Here is a 25,142-nt window from a genome sequence, read left to right as displayed (position 1 = left end):
GCAATGCCGCCGCCCAGGATTTCGTAGTTGGACGCTAAATGTGCGGGTGCTAGACTCGAAAACCCATCGTCGGTGATCGACCGAATCCGCGTAAAGGGGCGTCCGCATGACCCATTCCCTCCACGGCAAGCAACGCTGGCTCGCGCTAATCGTGCTCTGCCTCGGCGTACTGATGATCGTGCTCGACACGACCATCGTGAACGTCGCGCTGCCGTCCATCGCAGCCGATCTCGGCTTTAGCGAAACTTCGCTCGTGTGGGTCGTCAACGCCTACATGCTGACGTTCGGCGGCTGCCTGCTGCTCGGCGGACGGCTTGGCGATCTGTACGGACACCGCAAGCTGTTTCTCAGCGGCATTACGCTCTTCACGCTCGCTTCGCTCGCCTGCGGCCTCGCGAATTCGCAGGTGCTGCTGGTCGCCGCGCGCGCCGTGCAGGGCCTGGGCGGTGCGATCGTCTCGGCGGTATCGTTGTCGCTGATCATGAATCTGTTCACCGAAGCCGGCGAACGCGCGAAGGCGATGGGCGTGTATGGCTTTGTCTGCGCGGGCGGCGGCAGCATCGGCGTGCTGCTCGGCGGACTGCTCACCAACCTGCTGAGCTGGCACTGGATCTTCCTGGTCAATCTGCCGATCGGCATTGCGGTGTACGCGCTGTGCCTCGCGCTATTGCCCGCTGCGCGCGGCCACGCGCATGGCGAACGGCTCGACGTGGCCGGGGCGCTCAGCGTGACCGCATCGCTGATGCTGGCGGTCTATGCGATCGTCAACGGCAACGAAGCGGGCTGGACTTCGGCGCAAACGCTCGGCCTGCTGTTCGTCGGGCTCGCGCTGCTTGCCGTGTTCCTCGCAATCGAGGCGAGAATCGAACACCCGTTGATGCCGCTCGCTCTGCTGCGTTTGCGCAATGTCGCGACCGCGAACCTGGTCGGCGTGTTGTGGGCGGCGGCGATGTTCGCGTGGTTCTTTATTTCGGCGCTGTATCTGCAGCGCGTGCTCGGCTATCGGCCATTGCAGGTGGGGCTCTCGTTTCTGCCCGCGAACCTGATCATGGGATTCTTTTCGCTGGGACTGTCGGCGCGCGTGGTGATGCGCTTCGGGCTGCGTCGTCCGCTCGCGGCCGGCCTGCTGATCGCGGCATGCGGGCTTGCGCTGTTCGCCCGTGCGCCCGTCGACGGCAGCTTCGTACCCGACGTGTTGCCCGGCATGTTGCTGCTCGGCTTTGGCGCGGGCATCGCGTTCAATCCGCTGCTGCTCGCCGCGATGAGCGACGTCGATCCCGCCGATTCGGGCCTCGCGTCGGGCATCGTCAATACATCGTTCATGATGGGCGGGGCGCTCGGGCTTGCGGTGCTCGCGAGTCTTGCCGCCGCGCGTAGCGAGGCGATGCAGGCGTCGTCGAGTGCGGCGGCTGCGCTGAACAGCGGGTATCACGTCGCGTTTCTGTTTGGGGCGGTTTTTGCGGCGGCGGCCGGCGTGCTGGGTGGGCTGTTGCTGAGGCCGGGGCAGGCGGGTGGCGCCGCGGGCGTGCATGGTGACGCGGCGGAATCGTCTCGGCCCTCCGCCGCGACTGCAAAACCGCAAGCGCGATCAAATGCGTGAGTTCGCCGCTGACTATGCTGGCTTCATGCTGACATGAGAGCCGAGATGAACCCGGTTGGAAAAGCGCTCTGGTATATCGAAAGCCACTTCGCCGGCGAGTTGACGCTCGACGACATCGCCCGCTGTGGCTGCGTATCGCGCTTTCACCTCGCGCGCGCGTTCGAAGCGGCCACCGGGATGCCGGTGATGCGCTACGTTCGCGCACGGCGTTTGAGCGAGGCCGCACGACGTCTGGCCGATGGTGCGCCCGACATCCTCGCGGTCGCTCTCGACGCCGGCTACGGCTCTCACGAAGCATTCACGCGCGCGTTTCGCGAACAGTTCGGGCTCACGCCCGACGCGCTGCGCGCGCGGGGTCATCTCGACAACCTGACCATCGTGGAGCCGATCAAAATGGACGAAACCCTTCTCACCCATCTGGACCCGCCGCGCTTCGAAGACGCGCGAGCGTTTCTCGTCGCTGGACTGAGCGAGCGCTATACGTGCGACAGCAGCAAGGCGATCCCATCCCAATGGCAGCGCTTTGGCGCCTGGTACGGCAGGGTGCCGGGACAGGTCGGCAAGGTGGCTTATGGCGTTGGCTATAACGCCGATGAACTGGGTAACTTCGACTACATGTGCGGCGTCGAAGTCAGCGATTTTTCCGCATTGCCGCCAGAGTTGAATCGTGTGCGCATCGCCGCGCAACGGTATGCGGTGTTCGCTCATCGCGAGCACATCTCAGGCATTCGTCGCACGATGAATACGATCTGGAATCAGTGGTTGCCCGCGTCAGGGCACGTGCCTGCCGATGCACCGCATTTCGAACGGTATGGCGAGCAGTTCGAGCCGGTGACGGGGATGGGTGGAGTCGAAGTCTGGTTGCCGCTGAAAAGTTGATGGTCGATTCGGCGGATGGCCGTTGCGGATGGCCGTTGTGACCGGCCATCCGCCTGATCGTTCACGGAGTGGCATGTCTGCTGTCATGCAATGCATGCGCGTCGTCGTATTCCCGCGAAATGTCCTTATTCGTGTAATCGCCCAATCGCATGGCGGCGGCCACGCTAATCACCGCGCATGCGAAGACATACCACGCCACCGCAAATCCCGAATGGAAGTAAGCATAAAGCGCCGTCGCAATCAACGGTGCCGGACCGCCAGCGATGACGGAAGCCAACTGATAGCCCATCGACGCACCGCTGTAGCGCAAGCGCCCCGTGAACGATTCGGCGATCAACGCGGCTTGGGGACCATACATCATCGCATGCGGCACCAGCGAAAGAACGATGGCCGCGAAGATCCATATCGGGTTATGGGTTCCAACCATGAAAAAGTACAGGAAGCCGAATAGCCCGACAGCAGCGGCACCGATCACATACATGCGTCGACGTCCGATCAGATCAGACACGTGACCAAACAGCGGAATCGTGAAGAACTCCAGCACCGAAGCGGCCAGTACTGCCGTGAGCAACAGATCGCGTGTGACGCCCAGACTCATCACACCATAGGTGAATATAAAGGCCGTGAAAATATAGAACGGCGCCTGTTCCGCCATACGCGCAAGAGCCGACAGAAGAATGTCTTTCGGCTGCCGGCGCAATACTTCACGCATCGGCGCCTTTTCGATCCTGCGCTCAGCGAGCAGCTTCGCGAAGATAGGCGTCTCCAGGATGCTCAAGCGAATATAAAGGCCGATCGCGACCAGCACGATACTGAGGAAAAACGGCACCCGCCAGCCCCAGGTGAGAAATGCGCTGCCGGAAACCTGACTGATGGCAAGCACCACCAGATTCGCGACGAACAATCCCGCCGGTACGCCGAACTGCGGCCAGGACGCGATGAAACCGCGATGCTTGTTGGTACGTGCCCACTCCATCGACATCAGCACCGAACCGCCCCACTCGCCTCCAACGCCCACACCTTGAATGAAGCGCAGCGCCGTGAGCAGGATTGCCCCCCAGATACCGATCGTCGCATAGGTTGGAACAAAGCCCACGGCAAACGTCGCGAGGCCCATCAGCAATAGCGTCACGATTAACGTGGCTTTACGTCCGATGCGATCGCCATAGTGGCCGAAAATCGCCGCGCCCACCGGCCGCGCGATAAAGCCGACAGCGTAAATCAGAAAAGCTTGCAGTGTGCCGACGAGCGGGTCCGATTCAGGAAAGAACAGTTTCGCGAATACCAGACCCGTGACAATGCTGTACAGGAAGAAGTCATACCATTCGATTGTGGTACCAATCGTGCTGGCGATGACAGCACGGCGCAACTGGCGCCGAGCCTCCTCATCCGAGAGGGGCACCGCCCCTGATTGCGTGGCAGCCATTTGATATCTCCCCAAAATGGACGGGTGACGTCTTTTTTTGACATTTGAGGTATTGCGTGGTTCCAGTGAGGACGCGAGGTACGTGCAGCGAAAACAGAGACATTTCGAAATTGCATTTTTTGCCGAATTAGCAATCCGGCAACCCTCGCTCAATGCAATTGATACCGATGCCGCAATCGAATTGGAATTCGAACGAACCGTGGCTTCGGACATGAGCATTCGCGAAGAATTGGGAGCGACTTGCTTCGCACTAGCAGGCATCTCACATGCTCATCACACCCATCCAGACTAACGGAATGTAGATATCCGTCTGCCGCTGATCCAGCGGCGTCTCAGGATAGACACTCAGGTGGTGGAAAAACAGCGGATGGTTCCGCAACTCTTCCCCACTCGAAGGCAACCAGTCGCGATAGACCGGGTAGATCGTCTCGCCGATGTGGTCGGTCGATCCCGTGTGCCGAACCACCGCGCACCGTCCACCCTGCATCACGAGCTCGCGCACGCCATACAGATTCGGCGCGACCGGCTCGTCGATCTCTCCGCAGATATCGAAACGGAATTCATCCGCTGGCACCGTGTCTGGATTGCCGTGCGGGACGCCGAAGGTCCGGCTCGACGCCACCGGTGATTGTCCGCTTTGAATACGCCAATCGATGAACTTGCGCGCACTCTCGTTGACGAGTCCGGGCGAACCACAATGTTCGAGCGCGGCATCGAGAGCCGGGCGCGACGCAAGCGCATCAACTGCACGTAGCGTGCGACGGGCACGTAGGCAGCGGCGGCGTCTGTGTGAGCTAACATGGTCTGGATCGTGCGAGTTTCGATATGGTCGCCGAGGTTGGACACATCTTACCTAGCCGGACTTGCTCGATCTTCAATTGGCTCGCTGCCGAGCCTGGAGAATTTACGTAAACTTATCTTCGTTCACCCGCGCTTCCTGAGATTGTCCGCCGATGCCCTCTTCGATCAGCAATTCGCTCCTTTGGATCTTCGACGCGTTCGAACGCGATCCGACGTATATCCGTCGGCGGATGTTTGGTAGCGACGCTGCGTATATCGATGGGCTGTTGTGCCTGGTTGCCGCGGATCGCGATAAGCCGTGGAATGGGCTGCTCGTCTGTACGTCGCGGGAACGCCATGCTGCTCTGATTACCGATATGCCTGCGTTGCAGCCTCACCCGGTGCTTGGGAAATGGCTTTACGTGCCGCAGGAGGATCCTGCGTTTGAAGACACTGTCGGGCAGTTGACGGCACTCGTGCTGGAGCGGGACCCGCGGGTGGGTGTCGAGTCTAAGCCGAAAAAGCGGCGCGGTAAGTCGGTGTTGCCGGAGGGTTGAAGCGCGGCAGTGCCGTTTCGGTCTTTCTTCCTGTCCGAACGCGCGCTCATGCCGGGCAGATCATCCAATCAGCCGCGAATCGCACCACCCCGTCATACTCTCGCCGACGAACCAGGCAGGGATGTAGAAGGGCATTCGATTGAAGTGGAGTTGCCGCGCTTTCATTGGTGACTACGCGAATTGCGGTCGGGCTTGAAGACCGGAAATAAGATTCGGCTTTGGCACACGCAAGTCGATTCAACCACCTATTCAATGGTCACGCAGTCTGCCGTCATCGCGAACGGTACGGCTTTCGTAGGAACCACATCGAACGAAGAACCGATGGCCGCCTATGTCCCTCCGCCTGCCTGGCAGTGGAGTTTCCGCGGCAGCGTCGTCGCACTCGATGTCGCGACCGGCGCAGTGACGTGGACCAGGCCGGACCCGCTCGGAAGCCGCGCGGAGGCAGCCGTCAGTGTCGCCAATGGCGTGGTCTTCGGATGCAATCTCGACTACACGAATGGCACGATGTACGCGCTCGATTCTTCCAACGGAAAAGTCCTGTGGTCATTCAATAGCGGGGGTGCATGCAATGCCGGGCCGGCCATTGCGGACGGCGTGGTGTTCTGGGACTCTGGCTCGACGAGCGGACCGGGGCCGCTGAAATTGTTCGCCTTCGGTCTGTAGGAAACGCCCGAGGCCCCGTCCGTTCGAGGCGGGGCCTTTGGCTCTTTGCTACGATGTGAGTCTGTTTCGAAGCCGGCGCATTTGGCGCGTAGCGCCCGCCGGCCGGCAGTCATCACCGAACTCACCGAGCACTAGACCTTGACGATCCACATCCGCCCCGCCACCGCTTCCGACGCCCCCCTGATCCTGCGCTTCATCACCGAACTCGCGATCTACGAAAAAGCCGAGCACGAAGTCGTCGCCTGCGTCGAAGACATCGAGAAGAGCCTGTTTTCCGAGGGCGCGGCCGCGAAAGCACTGATCTGCGAAATGAACGGCGAGCCAGTCGGTTTTTGCGTGTACTTCTTTTCGTATTCGACGTGGCTCGGCAAACAGGGGCTTTATCTGGAAGACCTGTACGTATCGCCCGCATCGCGTGGCAGCGGCGCGGGCAAACAGATGCTGCGCCATCTCGCGCAAATCGCCTGCGAAACGGGCTGCGGTCGATTCGAATGGAGCGTGCTCGACTGGAACGAGCCGGCCATCGGCTTCTACAAGTCGATCGGCGCGAATCCGCAAAGCGAATGGGTACGTTATCGTCTCGCCGGCGACGCGCTCAAAGCATTCGCCGAAGGCGAAACCGAACGGAGCACCTAAGCCCGGTCACTGCGCGGACGCCGCGACGGGCGCCACCTCGAATGCATCGCCCGTCGCGAAGAAGGTACCGCCGGCCACGTAATGGCATGTGCGCAGGTCGGGATCGTCGTTGTCGAGTTCGACGCCCGCGTGCGTGCCGACCGCGAGCGTTTGCCCGGCGAAACCGCGGCTCGGCAACTGCAGCCCGAACACGCCGCTCGCTTCGATCAGGCGACGCGTCAGCGTGCGGCTATCGACGACCACCACCACCTTCGGCGGATTGAAGTCGAGCGGCATCGCCCATGACGCGGCCATCACGTTCGATCGACCATCGTGTGCGCTCGTGATCAGCGTAACGGGTCCGTGATTGAGCAGTTGAGTCGCGCGCGACAATTCCACGGTTTCTCGGGTGGCGTTCATAGCATCGTGATGGCGTCGAAAGGATGACGCTGATTGTAGCGGGGCGGGACATATGCGGTGCGGCGTAGGGCCGAGCGATACGAGAGCGATTCGAACCACGCGCGGATGGCGGCCGAATCGAGTTGCCGGGCGGCGGCCCACAAGCCGCCACCCGACCAAACTTCAAACGAATTTCAAGGGACCCTCAATGCGGCGCCTTGCCGTTCGGCACCGCATTGAGCGGCTTGTGCTGCTCGTCGCCGAGTCCCGGGAAGAACGCGTTCCAGGCGGCGCGCACGCCTTGCGCCGCGGTGGCTTCGGCGCCGACCGACTCGGCCGCGCCGTCCGCGGCTTTCGAGGGATCGGCGGACAGGCCGCGCCAGTGCGTGAATACGAGCAACGGCTTTTCGGTCCACACGCCGTCGCCAAATTTCGCAAACGCCGTGTCCCCGCTCGCCAACTGCACTTCGTACCAGCCTTCGCGTACGGGCGTATGGATGGTAAGGTCAAACCACGGGGTCGGTTCGATTTCCTTCATGTCTTCTCCGGTCGGATAGATCGTCATCGATAACCACACTGAACGCATTGTTCGTGCCCATCGCCGGCGCCACACCCGCCGCGCGACGGGACGGGCAACCGCGGCACATGCGGGCAAACCAGCACATCGGACCTGCGAAGTCGCCGCGCATACGACACGATAGCGCGACATGGGCCAGGCGGACAGACGTAAAACTTACATGCCCGGACTGGCGGGCGTACGGCGTGGCGGGGTGGGTTTTTTGCGGGACCGGACGACGGTTTTTCCGCCCCGTTTTGCCGCGCGCTTCGCAGCCGGTCGCGCCTCGCCCTCCAATTGCCGCACCACCTCCGCCAGCGCTTTCACCGCGGGCCCCAAGCGCTCCGCCTCCGTATTGCCATACCCGATCACGAGCCCGTTCGTCTGCTCCGACGCCCCGATCGAAAACCCCGACAGCGCGCGCGGACTCAACCCCAACGCCTGCGCCCGCGCAGTGAGCGCGCGATCGTCGAGCGACGCCGGCAGCCGCAGCGTCAGATGCATGCCGCAATCGCCGCCAAGAATCGTCGCCGCCGGAAAATGCTCGGCCAGCGCGTCGCGCAGCGCCTGCTGCCGCTCGCGGTACAGCCGCCGCATCCGCCCGAGATGCCGCCCGAATTCGCCGCTTTCGATGAAATGCGCGAGCGCCAGCTGCTCCAGCCGATGCCCGCCGCGCAGCATCTCTTGCAGCGCAATAGCGCCGTGCGCGGCGATCGCGCGAGGCAGCACGACGAAGCCGATGCGCAGCGCCGGAAACATCGTCTTGCTGAACGAGCCGACGTACAGCACGGGCGCCGCGTCGACGAGGCCCTGCATGCTCGCGATCGGCTCGCCGGTGTGACGCACCTCGCCGTCGTAATCGTCCTCGATCAGCCATGCGCCGCAGCGCCGCGCCTCGGCAATCAGCGCAAGCCGCCGCGCCACCGACAGCACCGCGCCGGTCGGATACTGATGCGCGGGAGACGTGTAGATCAGTTTCGGCGGATGCGTGTGCCACGCGTCGGCCGGCACGGCCATGCCTTCGGCGTCGACTGGAATCGGCAGCGTGCGCAAGTCGCCCGCGTTGAAAGCGGCCTTCGCGCCGCGATAGCCGGGGTCCTCGATCCATGCGATATCGCCGGGATTGGTCAGCAGTCGCACGCACAGGTTCAGCGCCTCCTGCGCGCCCTCGGTGATCACGACCTGCGAGCCATCGCAGCGCACGCCGCGCGCCATCCGCAGATGCGCGGCGATCGCGTCGCGCAGCGCGGGCTCGCCGGCCGGCGTGCCGTAGCCGAGCGCGCGTGGTAATGCGCGCTCCATCGCACGTTCGAGCGCGCGCCGCCACTCGGCAAGCGGGAAACGGTCCAGCGCGGGCGTGCCGGGGGTCAGCGCGTACCCGTTGTCGGCGTGATTGTGCGACGCCGCGAACTGCTCGACGCGCGCCGCGTATACGACCTCCGGCGCGGCCGACGCCGCCGCCCGCTCGCCGCGCGCGGCGGGGCTCGACAGCGGGCTCACGCGCGTGCCCTGGCGATCGGCGATGACGTAGCCGACCGCGGCGAGATGCTCGTAAGCGATCACGACCGTGTTGCGCGACACGCCCATTTCGGCGGCGAGCAGCCGCGACGACGGCAGCAGCGACCCGGCCGGCAGACGACCGGCGAGAATCGCCTGCTGCAGACGTTCGATCAACTGCTTTTGCAGCGGCGCGGTCCGCTTGGCCCCGCTGGCGCCGCTCGCGGCGAACGCGTCGTCCGCATGGACGAGCGGTCCGATGATTTCGATCATGGTGGCTGGACCTATCGAATAAGCATGTCGTGGATCTTTTGAACATACCACGTTTACCGTATCGTTCCTGCATCGACACGCATCGGCATCCTCCGGCATCGCCCATTCATCGACGGGAGAACAGACATGGAACCCACACGTAACGCCTACGGCCAGCCAATCGGCGCGCCCCTGCCCGGCTGGCCCGGCGCGCAGCCGCCGGGCCGCGAGCCGCTCGGCGGCCGCTATTGCCGGCTCGAAGCGGTCGACGTCGAGCGCCACGCGGCCGACCTCTTCGACGCGTACGGCTCGGCCACCGACGGCCGCGACTGGACCTATCTGGCGGTCGGCCCGTTCGACAGTCTCGCGGCCTATCGTGAGCGTCTGACGCAGATGGCGGCCTCGAAAGATCCGCTGCACTACGCGGTCATCGACCTGGCGACGGGCAAGCCGGTCGGCACGCTCTCGCTGATGCGGATCGATCCGGCCAACGGCGTGATCGAAGTCGGCCACGTCACGTATTCGCCGCGGCTCAAGCGCACGCGCATCGCGACCGATGCGATGTACCTGCTGCTAGGCGAAGTGTTCGACAAGCTCGGTTATCGGCGCTTCGAATGGAAATGCGATTCGCTCAACGAGCCGTCGCGCAAGGCCGCGTTGCGCTATGGATTTACGTTCGAGGGGATCTTCCGGCAGGCGATCGTCTATCGCGAGCGCAATCGCGACACGGCGTGGTTTTCGATCATCGACAGCGAGTGGCCGGCATTGCGCTCTTGCTATGAGCGGTGGCTCGACGCGGGCAATTTCGATGCGCAAGGGCAGCAGGTCGAGCGGCTCGCCGATCTGATCGCGCAGCGCCGAGCGGCGGACGAGGCCCGGTAAAACCAGACGATCGATAACCAGACAACAGCTCGACCAGTTCGCCAAGCGCGATGCCGAGCCAACCGCGTGCCCGAATCCGTGAAATTGTCGTGAATACCGCGCCGGGCGTGGCAGACAGCGGTGGCACCGCCTGCCATCACCGCCCTCCTACGTGATCTCGTATCCACCTTCGTCCGCCAGCGAACGCGAGGCCAAGCGCGGTTCGCGCCGTGCATGGTAAATTCCAGCGTCGGCAAGACAACTCCAAGAACGTTCGGGTGCCCTGAACATCTTCGTCCGGTCCACCCGCCATTGGCGATACAAGGTAGATCGATGATCGACGTGAGTCAGCGTATTGTCTGGCGGCGCCTCTACGTTGCGCTGTGCAGCTGCGTCGCGTTGGCCGGCTGCATGGTCGGCCCCGACTACCACGCGCCGCCAGCGCCGGCCACCGACACCTTCACCACCACGCCGCTGCCCGACCAGACCGCCTCCGCGCCCGGCCCCGCAGGCTTGCCGCAGCGTTTCGCGCCGGCCCAGGACATTCCCGCCGCGTGGTGGACGCTGTTTCATTGCGAGCCGCTCGACGCGCTGATCCGCGAGGCGATCGCCAACAGTCCGAACATGGCCGCCGCGCAGGCGGCGTTGCGACAGGCTCGCGAGAATTACACGGCGCAAGCCGGCGGCACCTTGCTGCCGAGCGTCGACGCGCAACTGAGCGCCACGCGCGAAAAGATCAACGGCATCGCGTTCGGCGAGCCCGGCCTCGTCGAGGAATTCAATCTCTACAACGCGTCGGTCAACGTCTCGTACAAGCTGGACGTGTTCGGCGGCGCGCGGCGCGAACTCGAAGCGCTGCATGCGCAGATCGACTATCAGCGCTTCCAGCTGCAGGCCGCCTATCTCACGATATCGGCCAACATCGTGACCGCGGCGGTCAAGGAAGCGTCGGTGCGCGCGCAGATCGACGCGACCGAGCGGATCGCTACCGAGGAAGAGCAGCAGCTGAACGTGCTCGACCAGCAATTCTCACTCGGCGGCGTGAGCCGCACGGCCGTGCTCGCGCAGGAAACGCTGCTCGCGCAGACCCGCGCGACGCTGCCGCCGCTGCAACAGCAGCTCGATCAGGCCCGCCATCAGCTTGCGGTACTCGCCGGCAAGCTGCCGAGCGATACCTCGGTGCCCGACTTCACGCTCGACATGTTCTCGCTGCCCGACACGCTGCCCGTGAGCCTGCCGTCGTCGCTGGTGCACCAGCGCCCCGACATCCTTGCCGCCGACGCCACGCTGCATCAGGCGAGCGCGCAGGTCGGCGTCGCGACCGCGGCGATGTATCCGCAGATCACGCTGTCCGCGAGCTACGGCGCCGAAGCGTTGACGCCCGCGCAGGTGCTCAGGGCCGGCAGCACGATCTGGAGCATCGGCGCGGGCTTGCTGCAACCGGTCTTTCACGGCGGCCAGCTGAGCGCGCAGAAGCGCGCGGCCGAGGCCGCCTACGAGCAGGCCGGCGCGCAATACCGCGAGACGGTGCTGCTCGCGTTCCAGAACGTTGCGGACACGCTGCGCGCGCTCGAACACGACGCAACCGGCCTCAAGGCGCAGACCGACGCGTCGCGCGCCGCGAGCGATTCGCTCGAACTGACGCGCGGACAGTATCACGTCGGCGGTGTCAGCTACCTCGCGCTGCTCGACGCGCAACGCCAGTATCAGCAAACGGTCGTGAGTCTCGCGCAGGCGCAGGCCGCGCGTTACGCCGATACGGCGGCGCTGTTCCAGGCGCTCGGCGGCGGCTGGTGGAATGCCGCCGCGCCCGAGTCCGCGGCCGCGCCGGCCGCCGCGTCGGCGAGCGCGTCGAACACGTCGTCGCCATCAGCAACGACGGCAACCGCCGCAACGCCACATTGACCGTGCCCTGACGCAACCCCAGCCCTCGCCCCAAGCCGAGCAAGGACATCACGATGGCCGAAAGAAAACCGATGACAAAGCGGATGGTGATCATGTTGATCAGCGTCGGCCTGCTGCTCGCCGCGCTGGTCGGCTTCAACCTGTTCCGCGCGCACATGTTCGCGAAGTTCATGACGGCCAACACCGCGCCGCCCGCCACGGTCTCGGCGGTGGTGGTCCACTATCAGTCGTGGCAGCCGCAGCTCGCGGCGGTCGGCAGCCTGCGCGCGGTGCGCGGCGTAGACGTGACGACCGAAGTCGCCGGCCTCGTGCGCGAGGTCGCGTTCGTGTCGGGGCAGGAAGCGAAAGCCGGACAGATCCTCGTGCGACTCAACGCCGACAGCGACGTCGCACTGCTGCAATCGCTGCAGGCCGCGGCCCAACTCGCACAGACGGTCTACGAGCGCGACCGCGCGCAGTACGACATCAAGGCGATCGCGAAGGCGCAGCTCGACGCCGATGCGGCCGACCTCAAGGGCAAGAAGGCGCAGGTCGCGCAACAGCAGGCGCTCGTCGACAAGAAGACGATTCGCGCGCCGTTCGCGGGGCGCCTCGGCATCACGACGATCAATCCGGGGCAATACCTGAATCCCGGCGACGCGATCGTCACGCTGCAAGCCATCGATCCGATCTACGCCGACTTCTCGGTACCGCAACAACAGCTCGGCCAGCTCGCGATCGGCGCAACCGTCAGCGTCGACACCAACGCGTACAGCGGAAAAACCTTCACCGGCAAGATCCAGTCGGTGAGCCCGAAAGTCGACAGCGCGACGCGCAACGTACAGATCGAAGCGAGCGTCGACAATCGCGAGCGCAAGCTGCTGCCCGGCATGTACGCGAACGTGAAGATCGACTCGGGCGCCGAACAGCGCTACCTGACCCTGCCGCAAACGGCGATCACCTACAACCCGTACGGCGCGACCGTGTTCATCGTGAAGCCCGGCACGCAGCCCAACGCGCAGGGCAAGACGCTGCCCGTCGCGCAGCAGGTGTTCGTAACGCCGGGGCCGACGCGCGGCGACCAGGTGGCGATTCTGAAGGGCATCGACGACGGCACGCAGGTCGTGACGAGCGGCCAGATCAAGCTCAAGAACGGCACGCCGCTGATCATCGACAACCGCGTGCAGCCGTCGGACAGTCCGAATCCGACGCCGCAGGAACAATAAGCGAGGCCGCCCGATCATGTTCACGGACATCTTCATTCGCCGGCCGGTACTCGCTTCGGTCGTGAGCCTGCTGATCCTCGTGCTCGGGTTGCGCGCGCTCGCGGTGCTGAAGGTCAGCCAGTATCCGCAGACCGAGAACGCGGTCGTCACGATCACGACGGCCTACTATGGCGCGAACTCGGACACCATCGCCGGCTTCATCACGCAGCCGCTCGAAGCGGCGATCGCGCAGGCACAGGGCATCGACTACATGTCGTCGACGAGCATCACGGGCGTGTCGACGATCATCGCGACGCTGCGTCTGAACTACGATGCGAACCGCGCGCTGACCGAGATCAACACGCAGATCGGCTCGGTGCGCAACCAGTTGCCGCCGCAGGCGCAACAGCCGGTGCTGACGGTGCAGACCGGGCAGACCACCGACGCGATGTACATGGGCTTCTACAGCAGCGTGCTGCCAAGCAACAACGTCACCGATTACCTGCTGCGCGTGGTCAAGCCCAAGCTCGATTCGATCCAGGGCGTGCAGACCGCCGAAGTGCTCGGCGGGCGGCAGTTCGCGATGCGCGCGTGGCTCGACTCGGCGCGGCTCGCCGCGCACGGCGTGAGCGCGAGCGACGTGTACACCGCGCTCGGCAACAACAACTATCTCGCCACGCTCGGCACGACGAAGGGGCAAATGGTCAGCGTCGACCTGGAAGCGGGCACGGACCTGCATACCGTCGACGACTTCAAGCAGCTCGTCGTCAAGCAGAAGAACGGCTCGATCGTGCGTCTCGAGGATGTCGCGAACGTCGTGCTCGGCGCCGACAGCTACGACTTCAACGTCGCGTTCAGCGGCAAGCGGTCGGTGTTCATCGGCATCAAGGTCGCGCCGGACGCGAACATTCTCGACGTGGCCAAGCGCGTGAAAACCGTGTTTCCCGATCTGCAGAAGCAGTTTCCGACCGGCATGACGGGCGACATCGTTTATGACGCGACCGACTTCGTCAACACCGCGATCAGGGAAGTGATCAAAACGCTCGTCGAAGCGCTCGTGATCGTGACCGTCGTGATCTTCCTGTTTCTCGGCAGCTTCCGCGCGGTGATCGTGCCGTTGATCGCGATGCCGCTGTCGCTGATCGGCACGTTCTTCGTGATGCAGGTGCTCGGCTATTCGATCAATCTGCTCACGCTGCTCGCACTCGTGCTCGCGATCGGGCTCGTCGTGGACGACGCGATCATCGTCGTCGAGAACGTCGATCGGCACATGAAGCACGAAGGCAGAACACCGTTCGACGCCGCGCTGATCGCCGCGCGCGAACTGGGCGGCCCGATCGTCGCGATGACCGTCGTGCTGATCGCCGTGTACGCGCCGATCGGCTTCCAGGGCGGGCTGACGGGCGCGCTCTTCACCGAATTCGCGTTCACGCTCGCGGGCGCGGTGACGGTGTCGGGCGTGATCGCACTCACGTTGTCGCCGATGATGTGCTCGCGCTTCTTCCGCGCCGCGCAGGAGTCGGGCCGCTTCGCGCGTTTCGTCGACCGCCAGTTCGAGCGCGTGCATCGCGGCTACGGCCGCCTGTTGCATGCGACGCTCGACACCTGGCCCGTGTTCGTGATCATGGGCGCGCTGCTGCTGTGCGGCACCGTGTATCTGTTCATGACCTCGAAGTCGGAACTCGCGCCGCAGGAAGACCAGGGCATCGTGCTCTCGCAGATCATCGGGCCGCCCAACGCGACGATCCAGCAGATGCAGACCTACGCCGACCAGGTGTTCGATGCTTCGAAGACACTGCCCGAATATTCGCAGATGTTCCAGCTGACGGGCTCGCCGACCATCAACCGGGGCATCGGCGGCGTGCTGTTCAAGACCTGGGATCAGCGCGGCAAGAACGCGACCGTGCTGCAGCAGGAGTTGCAGCAGAAGTGGAATCAGATCGCGGGCGCGCGCGTCGCGGCGTTCCAGTTTCCGCCGCTGCCGGGCGCGCAGGGCTTGCCGGTGCAGTTCGTGATCAGCACGACCGAGCCGTTCGAAAACCTCAACGAGGTGTCGCAAGCAGTGCTGGAAAAAGCGCGCGCGAGCGGCATGTTCTTCTTCGTCGATAGCGACCTGAAAATCGACAAGCCGGAAGTGACGCTCGTCGTCGATCGCGACAAGGTGGCCTCGCTCGGGCTGTCGCAAAGCGACGTCGGACAGGCGCTCGGGTCGGCGCTGGGCGGCGGCTACGTCAACTACTTCTCGATTGCGGGACGCTCGTACAAGGTGATTCCGCAGGTGTTGCAGATCGACCGGCTCAATCCGTCGCAAGTGCTCGACTACTATCTGCGCACGCCGGACGGCAACGTGATTCCGGCGTCGACGATCGCGCATCTGCGGCACAGCGTCGTGCCCGAATCGATCAACCACTTCCAGCAGTTGAACTCGGCGACGATCTCCGGCGTGATCGTGCCGGGCGTGTCGCAAGGCCAGGTGCTCGATTTTCTGCGCAAGGCGACCGCGCAGGTCGCGCCGGCCGGCTATTCAGCCGATTACTCGGGAGAGTCGCGCCAGTTCGTGCAGGAGTCGGGCGGCTTCGTCATCACGCTGTTGCTCGCGACGATCATCGTGTTCCTCGCGCTCGCGGCGCAATTCGAGAGTTTCCGTGATCCGATCGTGATCCTGATCTCGGTGCCGATGGCGCTGTTCGGCGCGCTGATCTTCATCAACATCGGCCTGACGACGCTGAACATCTACACGCAGGTCGGCCTCGTCACGCTGATGGGGCTCGTCAGCAAGCATGGCATTCTGATCGTGCAGTTCGCCAACGAACTGCAGCGCGCGGGCCGCGCGAAGCGCGAAGCGGTCGAGGAAGCGGCGGGCGTGCGGCTGCGCCCGATCCTGATGACGACCGCGGCGATGGTGCTCGGTGTGGTGCCGCTCGTGATCGCGTCGGGTGCGGGCGCGGCGGGCCGCAACGCAATGGGGCTCGTGATCTTCACCGGGATGTCGATCGGCACGCTGTTCACGTTGTTCGTCGTGCCGGCGATGTACATGTTTCTGGCCGCCGAACACCAGCGGCATGCTCAGGCGCCGAAGGCCGACGAGGCGGGTCAGGCGGGTTAGAGCCTGGGTGATCGCGTACCCGGCGCGCGGGTTGTTGTCCGAAATCTGAAAGCCGTCGTCCTGATGCCCTTACTCGCATCACTTAGACTACGGTGCATTCGCTGCGCAACGCGGCGCAAGACCAACCGGAGCCACGCACGATGAAAGCGATTCAGTTCAAATCTTTTGGCAACCCCGAAGTGCTCGAATACGTCGATCTGCCGACGCCGCAGGCCGACGCGGAGCATGCGGTCGTGCGGGTCATGGCGGCCTCGGTCAATCCGAGCGACGTGAAGAACGTGTCCGGCCATTTCGAACATACGGTGCTGCCGCGCACGCCGGGGCGCGACTTCAGCGGCGTGGTGGTGGACGGCCCGGCCGCGTGGCTCGACGCCGAGGTGTGGGGAACCGGCGGCGACATCGGCTTCACGCGCGACGGCACGCACGCCGAGTACCTCGGCATTCCGGTCGCGGCGCTGTCGCGCAAGCCCGTGGCGTTGAGCCACGTCGAGGCGGCGACCATCGGCGTGAACTTCGTGGTCGCGTGGCTCGGCAGCGTCGAATACGCGAAGTTGCAGGCCGGCGAGACCATTGCCGTGCTTGGCGCGGCCGGCGGTGTCGGTGGCGCGGTCGTGCAGATCGCGAAAGCGCGAGGCGCGCGCGTGATCGCCGTCGACCGCCGGCCGCTCGATCCCGCCACGCCCGCGGGCCGCCTGATCGACGCCTACGTAGCGTTCGACGAACACGCGGCCGCACGCGTGCGCGAACTGACCGGCGGCGCGGGCGCGGAAGTCGTGTACGACACGGTAGGCGGTGTCGCGTTCGAGACCGCGCTGAGTCTCGCGAAGCGGCGCGGCCGCGTGCTCGAAATCAGCGGGACCGGCAAGCGCCGCGTCGAGTTCGATCTGATCGACTTCTATCACAACGAGACGCAATTGCTCGGCGTCGACAGCGCGAAGCTCGGCGTCGCGGAATCGGCGCCGCTGATGACGGCGCTCGTCGAGGGCTTCGACGACGGCAAGCTGAGCGGCCCGGCGATCGCGCACGAATTCCCGCTCGCCCGCGCGCGCGAAGCCTACGAGGCGGTCGCCGCCGGCACGCGCGGGCGCGTCGTGATTCGCATGCAATAACCGTCCCTCTGACACAGTGCATTGAAGCTGCGGCCTCCGGGCGTCGGCGACACGCTAAGATTGAGGCCGCCGGGCGCCCGCCCCGTCCGGCGAGAACGACAAAAGCATTGCCTCGGAGAATCTGATGTCTGAAGAATATGAAGTGCACGGTCCGCACGACCATGCCGTCGAACACGCCGGCCACGCCGCGCATCACGACGCCGATCCGTTCGCGAGCCGCATGGCCGTGATGACCGCGATCCTCGCGACGATCGGCGCGCTGTGCGCGTACCAGAGCGGCAACGCCGAAAATCTCGCGCTGTTCTACAAGAACGAAGCCGCGATCAAGAAGACCGAAGCGTCGAACCAGTGGAGCTACTACCAGGCGAAGGGCGAAAAGGAAAACCTCGCGGAACTCGGCGCGGCGCTGTCGGCGCCCAATAGCGACGCGCACGCGAAGTTCGTCGCCGACGTCGAGAAATACAAGCAGCAGAAGGAGCCGATCCGCGCGAACGCAGAAGCGATCGAAAAACAGGTCGTCGCCGCCGATACGCGCAGCGAAACGCTGTTGCACGGCCATCACCGCTGGGCTCAGGCGACGCTGCTGATTCAGGTCGCGATTGCGCTGTGCGCGATCACGCTGCTCACGCGCAAGAACTGGCTGCGCAATCTGTCGTACCTCGTCGCGGGAGTGGGCGTCTTGACCGCGGGCGCGGCGTTTTTCGGGCTATGAGCGGGATGGTCGCGTTACTTTTCACCCAGAGCTTCGGCGGCGCCAGCGCATGTGAGCACCGGCACGTTCGCCGCGATGCTCGGCATGGTGTTCGTCGTCGCGAGCAGCTGGTATGGGTTCGTCGCGCTGGCGCTGTCGCATCAGCGCATCGCGTCGGCTTATCGGCGCGGCAAGAGGTGGGTGGATCGTGTGTGCGGCGGCTTGATTGTTGCGTTGGGGGTGCGGCAGCTGATTCGTTGAGGCGGCACTGACGTGTGCGTGAGCACCAATGTGCCAGCACCAATGTGCCAGCCTCAATCCGCGAGCCCGCGCGCACGCTCCAGCAACAACTCGCGCTCGCGCGTATTGCGCGTCATCGCCGCGGCGCGCTCGAACTCCGCGCGGGCTTCGTCGACGCGTCCAAGCTTGACCAGCAGATCGCCGCGCACGCTCGGCAACCAGTGATAATTCGCGAGCGCCGAACCGGCAGCGAGCGCATCGACGATCTCGAGTCCGACCGCCGGCCCGAACGCCATCCCCACCGCGACCGCGCGATTCAACTCCACTACCGGCGACGGCGCGACCTGCGCCAACGCATCGTAGAGCGCGACGATCTGCGCCCAGTCGGTGTCCTCGGCGCGGCGCGCTCGCGCATGGCACGCGGCGAGCGCCGCCTGCAATGCATACGGCCCGCTCTCGCCGCCGAGCGCATGCGCGTTGTCCAGCGCCGCGAGGCCACGGCGAATCAGCAGCGGGTCCCAGCGGCTGCGGTCCTGATCGAGCAGCAGTACTGGACGCCCCTGGGCGTCGGTGCGCGCGTGCGTACGCGACGCCTGAATCTCCATCAGCGCAACGAGACCGTGGACTTCGCTCTCGTCGGCTACGAGTCCGCTCAACACGCGCCCGAGCCGCAACGCCTCCTCGCATAGCGTCGGGCGCATCCAGTCGTCGCCGGCCGTGGCCGAATAACCTTCGTTGAAAATCAGGTAGATCACCTGCAGCACCGACGCGAGCCGCGCCGCGCGCGCGTCCGCCTGCGGCACCTCGAACGGCACGCGCGCCGCCGACAGCGTGCGTTTCGCGCGCACGATCCGCTGCGCGATGGTCGCCTCCGGCACGAGAAACGCGCGCGCGATTTCGTCGGTGGTGAGGCCGCCGAGCAGGCGCAGCGTCAGCGCGACGCGCGCATCGGTCGACAGCACCGGATGGCACGCGGTGAAGATGAGCCGCAGCAGATCGTCGCCGATGTCGTCGGCGCGCGCGGCGTCGAGCGCATCGACGAAATCGGGCACCACGTGCGCTTCGATCGCGTCGAGATCGTGGCCGAGCTCCTCGCGCTTGCGCGCATGCAGCGCTTCCTGGCGCAGGCGATCGAGCGCGCGGTTCTTCGCGGCGGTCATCAGCCACGCTCCGGGGTTGTCGGGCACGCCCGCGTCCGGCCAATGCTCGAGCGCGGCCACCAGCGCGTCCTGCGCGAGTTCCTCGGCGAGTCCCACGTCGCGCACGATCCGCGCGACGTGAGCGATGACCTTCGCGGATTCGATCCGCCAGACAGCGTCGATCGCACGATGGGTGGCCTGTATCGTCACGGCGTCAGCCTTCACCTGCTGCCGGCGGTTGCGCGTTCAGGAACATGTACGCGGGCTCCCAGACGTAGTCCATCAAATCAGCGGCGATCGTCTTCGAGCTTGTGAAAGCGCTCGACTTCCGGCCCCGGCTCGAAGTCGTCGAGTTCGAACAGTTGCCGCACCTCGATTTCGCCATCGGCGTGCTCACCGAACGGCGCCGGAAAACGTCGCGCCCATTCCATCGCCTCGTCGCGCGAGCGCACCTGGATCAACGTGTAGCCCGCGATCAGCTCCTTGGTCTCGACGAACGGCCCGTCCACGATGCTCCGTTTGCCGCCGCTATAGCGCACGCGCCAGCCTTTCGAGCTCGGCTGCAGGCCCGTCGCGTCGAGCAGCACGCCGGCCTTCGCGAGTTCTTCGTGGTAGGCGCCCATGGCGGCGATCAGCGACGGTTCGGGCATCTCGCCGGCTTCGCTCGCGGCCGTGGCTTTGACGATGATCATGAATCGCATGTCGTTGCTCCTTGTTGTTAGTGGTTGGTCGTGAGTGGATTCTTGTGAATCGCCTGGCGGGGCCACGCCGGCTCGCCCCTTACTCACACGACGCGCGATGCACGGTCCGATCGACACGCGCGGCGGTCCCCACATCCCAGGGAAAATACCGAAGCGAGTGAAGTGGGAGTCACACGTTCCTAGATGAAGCACGGTCCGAGCTTGCGCACCTCGACCGTGCACCACGACGCCGCCGGGCAGGTTTGCGCGATCGCCACGGCCTCTTCACGGCTGTCGCAGTTCAACAGAAAGAAGCCGCCGATCATCTCCTTCGCCTCGGCGAACGGCCCGTCGACGAGCTTCGATTGGCCATGGCGGACCTGCACGCGCACGGCGTCCTTCTGCGAAGTCAGTGACTCGACCGCGAGCAGCTTGCCGCGCGCTTTCAGGTTCTCGGAGAAACGCACCATCTGGTCGTAGAGGTCGCGGCCCGCGGCTTCGGCGCGCTCCTCGCGTTGGTCCGTGGGTTCGACGATCAGCAGCATGTAGGACATGATGTCTCCGATAGGGCTCGGTTGTATGCGCGGGTCGGCATCGCAACGACGCCAGCGACGCCTCGCCTCGGCGGTATGCGGGAGGTACGTGAGCAGGTAGGCGGGAAGCAGGCGCAGCCAGTCTAGCAAGCGGGAATCGCAGCGGCAAACGCGCCCGGCGGGACTTCTACGGACACTCGTAACAAGCCGCGCCACGCGCATCGGCCGGCCTCGCGCGACGCGTCGATGCCGCTTTCAATGTGTCCGGAATCCATTTATGTCCGCGCTGAAACGGTCGTATCAGCCGTTCGACGAAACGCAGCGCAACGGGCAGCCACTCGCCCGGGCTCGCCGATAGCGCATTGAGCGCAGCGCCGGTGACCCGCGACGCTTCCGAAATGCGCGCCTGATGCGTGCCGCTCAAACCGCCGCTTCCGCCAGCGCCCGCAGTCGCGCGGAACGCATCAAACCTTCGATCATTTTCGCTTCCGCGCTCGCCAGCTCGCTCAGCGACGCCGCCGACAACTGTCCGTCGAAAATCGCTAGCGCCGCGCACAGACTTGCGTAGTCGTCGTCTTCGAGCGACCAGCGGCCAGTCTGGCGCTCGCGCACATCGAGCCGCACCATCGCCGCATGCGCGCTTTCGATGTCGGCGCGCGCGTCGGCGCCCCGTCCGGTATGCACAAGTTCCTGCGACACCAGCAAATGCCGGCTCAGCGTCGTGTGCAGAATGCGCGCGCCGTGGCCGCGGCGGAATGCATCGAGCGCGGCGTAGGCCTGCAACAGCATGGTCTGCGTGACCGGCGCGTGCGCGGTGCGGCTCTGGGTCAGAGAACGCAACAAGGGGGACATGGCCGTGCGGCCGGGCTTGTGAACTCGCGACTTGTTGGACATCGATTCAACCTCCTTCTTTCGGCAGCGCGCCCGGACTTCGGCACGCGACGGCGGCAAACGCCGCGCTCAAACGTCCGACGTATTTCGCGCCCGACAGTTCACCCCATGCGGACGCCATGCGACGCGCCCGTTCTTCGAACGTATCGAAGAACGCAATGTCCGCATATCGGTTCGACGCCGCCAGAAACAAGAATCCCGCTTCGTTGCGACGAAAAAAAGCCCTGTTCCGCGAGGAACAGGGCTGACAGGATGGAACGGCCGAGCAGGCGCGTGGATGCCTGCCAACCTATAACCACCTAACCTGCAAAGCTATTGCTTACGTGTACTGCACCGGCAATTTCTACCGCTCGACAGCAAGCTTCAACTGCCGATTCAAACTACCACTTCAATTGCGACTGCATGTGGGCCGGTCCTCGCTATCTGCTACTTCTGGCCGCTACCCCTGTTGCTTCGCGCTCATGCTCGATGCATTGCGCGCTTGTATTGCGTCAACTGCGGACTGCAAACCTGCCAGATACGCACTGCGAACTGCGAACTGCAGACTTCATCAACGGTACGGTTCAAATCCGACACGAGGGGAAGATCGCATCGATGGAGGTCGGTGATTCCTCGCTCCATGGAAAAGAGTGTATGCGCGCACGCGCGAAAGCAATTCAGCGAAGCGAAGCGCTTTGGTGGGTTAATTTGGCGAATCGATGTAACAGCGTGCCTATGTAGCGCTCGATGTGAAATCATCAGCGATTGCACCGAAACGGTGCTGCGAAAGCCTGAGAGAAAAACGCGAAGTGCGAAGCCGGCCGCATTCAGGCCGAGCGGAGCCAGTGCCGTCGCGCCGGCGTCATCGCGTGTGCAGCTTCGAGCGATGACGCACGTCAACCGCGTGTGGAGAAATCGTCGATCGTCAGCAAGACCTTCTCACCGGGACGCGCGAGCATTTTTCGTTCGGCGATCGCCGTAATACGTTTGCGCCCATCCGCGAACGTCTTCAGAACGCGCGCCTCACCCGCGCCGCGTTGCAGCCAGAAGTGCTGCTCGAGCGCCTCGCGCGTGACCGCGCATTCAAGGTCTCGTCCCTGCGACGAAAGCTGGAAAATCACCGCGCGTCCATCTGCCGAGACGCTGGGTACCACCTCGATCATCGTCATAGCCCACCTCGCAACGTTGATTACGACGTTCGCCGCATAACGCGAACCTCCCCGGATAACCATCTGGACGCTCGCCGCATCGGATGACGCGGCAAGCGGACGTTCGCGCGCCAATGGTCGGAGGCCTCGTCTTGTCTGTTCGTACGTTGGTGCGGATAGCGCGGCCGCGATGGGTCGACGACCGTGCCCGCGAAAAGCGAATCAACCTTTAGCAATGCGCATGCCACACAGCGCAGCAAGCGGCGCCTCGCCGCATCGAGCGTTCGCCATGCATCGCAAAGTGAGAAGACTGCAACATAGCCGCGTGGTAAAAAAGCGCAGCCGGCGCGACAATCGACGACAATTCTTACTCGCGCTTCGCACGATCATCGCGCGCCACCACCTTGCCGACATGTCCGCCCAACTGCCCGACCAACGATCCGGGTTGACCTTGCGCCCCGCACAACCCGACGACGAAGCCTTCCTGCTCGAACTGCGCAAGACGACGATGACCGAACACCTGGCGCGCGCCGGCGAGCCGACCGACGACGACGTCCATCGCGCGCGCCTGTTGCATCGCTACGACGCGGCGCAGGTGGTCTGCATCGACGGCGCGCCCGCGGGCTTGTTGAAGGCGCATCGCAACGACGTCGAATGGTTCGTCGTGCAGTTGCAGATCGCGCCGGCGCTACAGGGTCGCGGCATCGGCGAGCAAGCGCTGCGCACGATCCTGCGCGCCGCCGCGGCCGAAGCGTTGCCGGTCAGCTTGCAGGTGCTCAAGGGCAATCCCGCCAAACGGCTGTACGATCGTCTTGGCTTCGAGATCGTCGGCGAGGATCAGACACAGTTTCACATGCGACTTGCAGCGCGCGCGCCGGCGGAAAGCGAAGCAGAACGAATGTCGGATAAAGACTGATACGGAACGAGCCTCGCAATGAACTCTGATAAGACTTTTCGCGCTGCTTCAGCGATACAAAGCTGGCACGCGCACATCTACTTCGACCCGGCGAGCCGCGATGCCGCCTGGGCGTTTCGCGAGCAGATCGACGCGCATTGGGGCGACAAACTGCAAATCGGGCGCTTCCACGAACGGCCGGTCGGGCCGCATCCGATGTGGTCGTATCAGCTCGCCTTCGCGCACACGCAGTTCGCCGACGTGGTCGGCTGGCTCACGCTCAATCACGGCGCGCTCGATGTCTTTCTGCATCCGAACACCGGCGACGCGCTGCGCGATCATCGCGACGCCGCCGTGTGGATCGGGCACTCGCACGAGCTCGTGCTGAAGGCGCTGCTATAGCACCGCTGCGAACGCTACGGCGGCGTGCTCACATGTTCGTGTACGCGCTGCACCAGCCGCGCGACGCGACCTGTTTAGTGCCGAACAGCGTGCAGCCGCCGTATGCGTCCGATGCCTTGCCCTGGAACAGCGAGCAGTTCGCGCACGATTGCCCGGCCGCGAAGTTCGGAAATCTGGCCTTGTCGACCTTCGACGCATCTTCGGTATAGCCGACCGCCTGCGCCTGCGGATCGCTCTCGCTGAGCGCATTGGGAACGGTCGCGGCGAACGCGACCCGAGACAGCGCGAGCGACGAGCCGACGCCCGCGCTGACCAACAGAAAATGGCGCCGCGATGTTTTCATTTTCGTTTGCCTCTGGGTGGGGACTGAGGGATGCGTTCAATCGAGAAAGCGCGCGAAGCGCTCGACCGGTTCGCGCTCGGGGCGCAGCGTATTGACCGGCGCGTTGGGGTCGCCGAAACCGAGCGACATGCCGCACACAAATTGCTCGTTTTCGGGCAAGCCGAGATGTCCGGCAATCAGTCGATGAAACTGCATGAACGCGGCCTGTGGACAGGTGTCGAGACCGCGCCCGCGCGCGGCCGTCATGATCGCCTGCAGGAACATGCCGTAGTCGAGCCAGCTGCCGCGCTCGAGGCTGCGATCGATCGTGAACAGCAGGCCGACGGGTGCGTCGAAGAAACGGAAGTTGCGCGAGTGCTGTTCGTGCATGCGCGCCTTGTCGCCCTTCTCGATGCCGAGCAGGCTATACATGTCCCAGCCGATCTTGCGACGCCGGTCGATGAACGGCGACTGCCACTGGCGCGGATAGTACGCGTACTCCTCCTGGTACAGCTCGTCGCGCTGCGGATCGTCGTAGGCCGCGAGCAGATCGCGCGACAGACGCGCGAGCGATTCGCCCGTCAGCACGTACACCTTCCACGGCTGCGTGTTGGTGCCCGACGGTGCGTGGCTGGCGGCTTCGAGAATCGCTTCGATGTCGGCGCGCTGCACCGGTGTCGGCAGAAAGGCGCGCACCGAGCGCCGCGTGGTCAGCGCGGTGTCGACGGGGTTCGCGGAAGAGGTCATCGGCGGATGGCGGCAGAGCCTGCGGAGTAGGTCTGCGACGATTCTAGCGCGTACCGCTCAAAGCCTGCCCGCCAGCGCGCAGG

The 25,142-nt window shown here is 64.6% G+C and carries 25 protein-coding genes and 2 pseudogenes; 14 read left to right on the top strand and 13 right to left on the bottom strand.

Annotation, left to right across the window (positions count from 1 at the left end):
• The first annotated feature begins 106 nt into the window (after window positions 1-106).
• Both F6X37_RS13030 and F6X37_RS13025 read left to right on the top strand, forming a co-directional pair.
• The gene (locus tag F6X37_RS13030; protein WP_187611596.1) at window positions 107-1,600 is read left to right on the top strand and encodes a DHA2 family efflux MFS transporter permease subunit; all 1,494 of its coding nucleotides are present in this window, start codon (window positions 107-109) and stop codon (window positions 1,598-1,600) included.
• 45 nt (window positions 1,601-1,645) lie between these two features.
• Complete coding sequence (locus tag F6X37_RS13025; protein ID WP_187611595.1) at window positions 1,646-2,479, top strand: AraC family transcriptional regulator; 834 nt, start codon at window positions 1,646-1,648, stop codon at window positions 2,477-2,479.
• Window positions 2,480-2,540: 61 nt separating this feature from the next.
• Here the strand turns inward: F6X37_RS13025 and F6X37_RS13020 are convergent, their stop codons facing one another.
• Both F6X37_RS13020 and F6X37_RS13015 read right to left on the bottom strand, forming a co-directional pair.
• Window positions 2,541-3,905: an MFS transporter gene (locus tag F6X37_RS13020; RefSeq protein WP_187611594.1), complete on the bottom strand. Its 1,365-nt coding sequence runs from the start codon at window positions 3,903-3,905 to the stop codon at window positions 2,541-2,543.
• A 262-nt stretch (window positions 3,906-4,167) separates the two neighbouring features.
• Window positions 4,168-4,617: pseudogene (locus F6X37_RS13015) on the bottom strand (GyrI-like domain-containing protein); the annotation flags it as partial.
• A 241-nt stretch (window positions 4,618-4,858) separates the two neighbouring features.
• Here F6X37_RS13015 and F6X37_RS13010 point away from each other — a divergent pair.
• The 3 genes from F6X37_RS13010 (at window position 4,859) to F6X37_RS13000 (ending at window position 6,544) form a co-directional block, all read left to right on the top strand.
• Window positions 4,859-5,242 carry a hypothetical protein gene (locus tag F6X37_RS13010; RefSeq protein ID WP_187611593.1) on the top strand — a complete coding sequence of 128 codons (384 nt, stop codon included), beginning with the start codon at window positions 4,859-4,861 and terminating at the stop codon, window positions 5,240-5,242.
• A 321-nt stretch (window positions 5,243-5,563) separates the two neighbouring features.
• Window positions 5,564-5,908 carry a PQQ-binding-like beta-propeller repeat protein gene (locus F6X37_RS13005; protein ID WP_187611592.1) on the top strand — a complete coding sequence of 115 codons (345 nt, stop codon included), beginning with the start codon at window positions 5,564-5,566 and terminating at the stop codon, window positions 5,906-5,908.
• 138 nt (window positions 5,909-6,046) lie between these two features.
• Window positions 6,047-6,544, top strand: coding sequence for a GNAT family N-acetyltransferase (locus F6X37_RS13000; protein ID WP_187611591.1), 498 nt, complete (start codon window positions 6,047-6,049; stop codon window positions 6,542-6,544).
• A gap of 6 nt (window positions 6,545-6,550) precedes the next feature.
• Here the strand turns inward: F6X37_RS13000 and F6X37_RS12995 are convergent, their stop codons facing one another.
• The 3 genes from F6X37_RS12995 to F6X37_RS12985 form a co-directional block, all read right to left on the bottom strand.
• Complete coding sequence (locus tag F6X37_RS12995; RefSeq protein ID WP_187611590.1) at window positions 6,551-6,943, bottom strand: flavin reductase family protein; 393 nt, start codon at window positions 6,941-6,943, stop codon at window positions 6,551-6,553.
• A 184-nt stretch (window positions 6,944-7,127) separates the two neighbouring features.
• Entirely contained in the window at window positions 7,128-7,460 is a 333-nt protein-coding gene (locus tag F6X37_RS12990) for a hypothetical protein (RefSeq protein WP_187611589.1), read from the bottom strand.
• Between the two features lie 195 nt (window positions 7,461-7,655).
• Window positions 7,656-9,248, bottom strand: a complete 1,593-nt coding sequence (locus tag F6X37_RS12985; protein ID WP_187611588.1) for a PLP-dependent aminotransferase family protein — start codon at window positions 9,246-9,248, stop codon at window positions 7,656-7,658.
• Between the two features lie 126 nt (window positions 9,249-9,374).
• Between F6X37_RS12985 and F6X37_RS12980 the strand changes: the two genes are divergently transcribed.
• From F6X37_RS12980 to F6X37_RS12950, 7 genes and pseudogenes are all read left to right on the top strand, one after another.
• Window positions 9,375-10,109, top strand: a complete 735-nt coding sequence (locus tag F6X37_RS12980; RefSeq protein WP_187611587.1) for a GNAT family N-acetyltransferase — start codon at window positions 9,375-9,377, stop codon at window positions 10,107-10,109.
• A 312-nt stretch (window positions 10,110-10,421) separates the two neighbouring features.
• Window positions 10,422-11,993 (top strand): efflux transporter outer membrane subunit, encoded by a 1,572-nt coding sequence (locus F6X37_RS12975; RefSeq protein ID WP_187611586.1) that lies wholly within the window; start codon window positions 10,422-10,424, stop codon window positions 11,991-11,993.
• A gap of 53 nt (window positions 11,994-12,046) precedes the next feature.
• Entirely contained in the window at window positions 12,047-13,198 is a 1,152-nt protein-coding gene (locus F6X37_RS12970; RefSeq protein WP_187611585.1) for an efflux RND transporter periplasmic adaptor subunit, read from the top strand.
• Window positions 13,199-13,214: 16 nt separating this feature from the next.
• On the top strand, window positions 13,215-16,283 hold the full coding sequence (locus F6X37_RS12965) for an efflux RND transporter permease subunit (RefSeq protein WP_222944831.1): 3,069 nt from the start codon (window positions 13,215-13,217) through the stop codon (window positions 16,281-16,283).
• Between the two features lie 140 nt (window positions 16,284-16,423).
• Window positions 16,424-17,392, top strand: coding sequence for a zinc-binding alcohol dehydrogenase family protein (locus F6X37_RS12960; protein ID WP_187611584.1), 969 nt, complete (start codon window positions 16,424-16,426; stop codon window positions 17,390-17,392).
• Window positions 17,393-17,516: 124 nt separating this feature from the next.
• Window positions 17,517-18,104 (top strand): DUF4337 domain-containing protein, encoded by a 588-nt coding sequence (locus F6X37_RS12955; protein WP_184052885.1) that lies wholly within the window; start codon window positions 17,517-17,519, stop codon window positions 18,102-18,104.
• A 30-nt stretch (window positions 18,105-18,134) separates the two neighbouring features.
• Window positions 18,135-18,344: pseudogene (locus F6X37_RS12950) on the top strand (LysE family translocator); the annotation flags it as partial.
• A gap of 53 nt (window positions 18,345-18,397) precedes the next feature.
• Here the strand turns inward: F6X37_RS12950 and F6X37_RS12945 are convergent.
• The 6 genes from F6X37_RS12945 to F6X37_RS12920 form a co-directional block, all read right to left on the bottom strand.
• Window positions 18,398-19,672 carry an RNA polymerase sigma factor gene (locus F6X37_RS12945; protein WP_187611583.1) on the bottom strand — a complete coding sequence of 425 codons (1,275 nt, stop codon included), beginning with the start codon at window positions 19,670-19,672 and terminating at the stop codon, window positions 18,398-18,400.
• Between the two features lie 77 nt (window positions 19,673-19,749).
• Window positions 19,750-20,163: a YciI family protein gene (locus tag F6X37_RS12940; protein ID WP_187611582.1), complete on the bottom strand. Its 414-nt coding sequence runs from the start codon at window positions 20,161-20,163 to the stop codon at window positions 19,750-19,752.
• A 179-nt stretch (window positions 20,164-20,342) separates the two neighbouring features.
• Window positions 20,343-20,696, bottom strand: coding sequence for a YciI family protein (locus F6X37_RS12935; protein ID WP_090807928.1), 354 nt, complete (start codon window positions 20,694-20,696; stop codon window positions 20,343-20,345).
• A gap of 166 nt (window positions 20,697-20,862) precedes the next feature.
• Window positions 20,863-21,099 carry a hypothetical protein gene (locus F6X37_RS12930; RefSeq protein ID WP_187611581.1) on the bottom strand — a complete coding sequence of 79 codons (237 nt, stop codon included), beginning with the start codon at window positions 21,097-21,099 and terminating at the stop codon, window positions 20,863-20,865.
• On the bottom strand, window positions 21,096-21,569 hold the full coding sequence (locus F6X37_RS12925; protein ID WP_187611580.1) for a hypothetical protein: 474 nt from the start codon (window positions 21,567-21,569) through the stop codon (window positions 21,096-21,098). Before F6X37_RS12925 ends, F6X37_RS12930 begins: the two co-directional genes overlap by 4 nt.
• 872 nt (window positions 21,570-22,441) lie before the next feature.
• Window positions 22,442-22,714 (bottom strand): DUF1488 domain-containing protein, encoded by a 273-nt coding sequence (locus F6X37_RS12920; RefSeq protein ID WP_090807933.1) that lies wholly within the window; start codon window positions 22,712-22,714, stop codon window positions 22,442-22,444.
• A 391-nt stretch (window positions 22,715-23,105) separates the two neighbouring features.
• Here F6X37_RS12920 and F6X37_RS12915 point away from each other — a divergent pair, with 391 nt between their 5' ends.
• Both F6X37_RS12915 and F6X37_RS12910 read left to right on the top strand, forming a co-directional pair.
• Window positions 23,106-23,609 (top strand): GNAT family N-acetyltransferase, encoded by a 504-nt coding sequence (locus F6X37_RS12915; protein WP_090810308.1) that lies wholly within the window; start codon window positions 23,106-23,108, stop codon window positions 23,607-23,609.
• A gap of 18 nt (window positions 23,610-23,627) precedes the next feature.
• Window positions 23,628-23,990, top strand: a complete 363-nt coding sequence (locus tag F6X37_RS12910) for a DOPA 4,5-dioxygenase family protein (RefSeq protein ID WP_187611579.1) — start codon at window positions 23,628-23,630, stop codon at window positions 23,988-23,990.
• Window positions 23,991-24,018: 28 nt separating this feature from the next.
• On the opposite strand, the gene F6X37_RS12905 is transcribed toward F6X37_RS12910, so the two are convergent.
• On the bottom strand, window positions 24,019-24,333 hold the full coding sequence (locus F6X37_RS12905) for a high-potential iron-sulfur protein (protein ID WP_090807936.1): 315 nt from the start codon (window positions 24,331-24,333) through the stop codon (window positions 24,019-24,021).
• A 36-nt stretch (window positions 24,334-24,369) separates the two neighbouring features.
• Window positions 24,370-25,059, bottom strand: coding sequence for a nitroreductase (locus F6X37_RS12900; RefSeq protein ID WP_187611578.1), 690 nt, complete (start codon window positions 25,057-25,059; stop codon window positions 24,370-24,372).
• Window positions 25,060-25,142 lie beyond the last annotated feature (83 nt).

It is taken from the genome of Paraburkholderia sp. 31.1, from assembly GCF_014397645.1.
GTDB classification, from domain to species: domain Bacteria; phylum Pseudomonadota; class Gammaproteobacteria; order Burkholderiales; family Burkholderiaceae; genus Paraburkholderia; species Paraburkholderia tuberum.
This window is presented reverse-complemented; position numbering and strand designations above follow the sequence as displayed.

What these genes read in the sequence shown, in the direction of transcription:
- F6X37_RS12980 (WP_187611587.1), top strand. Translation starts at nt 9,375, where the DNA reads ATGGAACCCACACGTAACGCCTACGGCCAGCCAATCGGCGCGCCCCTG.
- F6X37_RS12920 (WP_090807933.1), bottom strand. Translation starts at nt 22,714, where the DNA reads ATGACGATGATCGAGGTGGTACCCAGCGTCTCGGCAGATGGACGCGCG.
- F6X37_RS13010 (WP_187611593.1), top strand. Translation starts at nt 4,859, where the DNA reads ATGCCCTCTTCGATCAGCAATTCGCTCCTTTGGATCTTCGACGCGTTC.
- F6X37_RS13020 (WP_187611594.1), bottom strand. Translation starts at nt 3,905, where the DNA reads ATGGCTGCCACGCAATCAGGGGCGGTGCCCCTCTCGGATGAGGAGGCT.
- F6X37_RS12965 (WP_222944831.1), top strand. Translation starts at nt 13,215, where the DNA reads ATGTTCACGGACATCTTCATTCGCCGGCCGGTACTCGCTTCGGTCGTG.
- F6X37_RS12960 (WP_187611584.1), top strand. Translation starts at nt 16,424, where the DNA reads ATGAAAGCGATTCAGTTCAAATCTTTTGGCAACCCCGAAGTGCTCGAA.
- F6X37_RS12995 (WP_187611590.1), bottom strand. Translation starts at nt 6,943, where the DNA reads ATGAACGCCACCCGAGAAACCGTGGAATTGTCGCGCGCGACTCAACTG.
- F6X37_RS12970 (WP_187611585.1), top strand. Translation starts at nt 12,047, where the DNA reads ATGGCCGAAAGAAAACCGATGACAAAGCGGATGGTGATCATGTTGATC.
- F6X37_RS12990 (WP_187611589.1), bottom strand. Translation starts at nt 7,460, where the DNA reads ATGAAGGAAATCGAACCGACCCCGTGGTTTGACCTTACCATCCATACG.
- F6X37_RS12900 (WP_187611578.1), bottom strand. Translation starts at nt 25,059, where the DNA reads ATGACCTCTTCCGCGAACCCCGTCGACACCGCGCTGACCACGCGGCGC.
- F6X37_RS12935 (WP_090807928.1), bottom strand. Translation starts at nt 20,696, where the DNA reads ATGTCCTACATGCTGCTGATCGTCGAACCCACGGACCAACGCGAGGAG.
- F6X37_RS12975 (WP_187611586.1), top strand. Translation starts at nt 10,422, where the DNA reads ATGATCGACGTGAGTCAGCGTATTGTCTGGCGGCGCCTCTACGTTGCG.
- F6X37_RS13030 (WP_187611596.1), top strand. Translation starts at nt 107, where the DNA reads ATGACCCATTCCCTCCACGGCAAGCAACGCTGGCTCGCGCTAATCGTG.
- F6X37_RS12925 (WP_187611580.1), bottom strand. Translation starts at nt 21,569, where the DNA reads ATGTCCAACAAGTCGCGAGTTCACAAGCCCGGCCGCACGGCCATGTCC.
- F6X37_RS12915 (WP_090810308.1), top strand. Translation starts at nt 23,106, where the DNA reads ATGTCCGCCCAACTGCCCGACCAACGATCCGGGTTGACCTTGCGCCCC.
- F6X37_RS12910 (WP_187611579.1), top strand. Translation starts at nt 23,628, where the DNA reads ATGAACTCTGATAAGACTTTTCGCGCTGCTTCAGCGATACAAAGCTGG.
- F6X37_RS13005 (WP_187611592.1), top strand. Translation starts at nt 5,564, where the DNA reads ATGGCCGCCTATGTCCCTCCGCCTGCCTGGCAGTGGAGTTTCCGCGGC.
- F6X37_RS12940 (WP_187611582.1), bottom strand. Translation starts at nt 20,163, where the DNA reads ATGCGATTCATGATCATCGTCAAAGCCACGGCCGCGAGCGAAGCCGGC.
- F6X37_RS13025 (WP_187611595.1), top strand. Translation starts at nt 1,646, where the DNA reads ATGAACCCGGTTGGAAAAGCGCTCTGGTATATCGAAAGCCACTTCGCC.
- F6X37_RS12985 (WP_187611588.1), bottom strand. Translation starts at nt 9,248, where the DNA reads ATGATCGAAATCATCGGACCGCTCGTCCATGCGGACGACGCGTTCGCC.
- F6X37_RS12905 (WP_090807936.1), bottom strand. Translation starts at nt 24,333, where the DNA reads ATGAAAACATCGCGGCGCCATTTTCTGTTGGTCAGCGCGGGCGTCGGC.
- F6X37_RS12955 (WP_184052885.1), top strand. Translation starts at nt 17,517, where the DNA reads ATGTCTGAAGAATATGAAGTGCACGGTCCGCACGACCATGCCGTCGAA.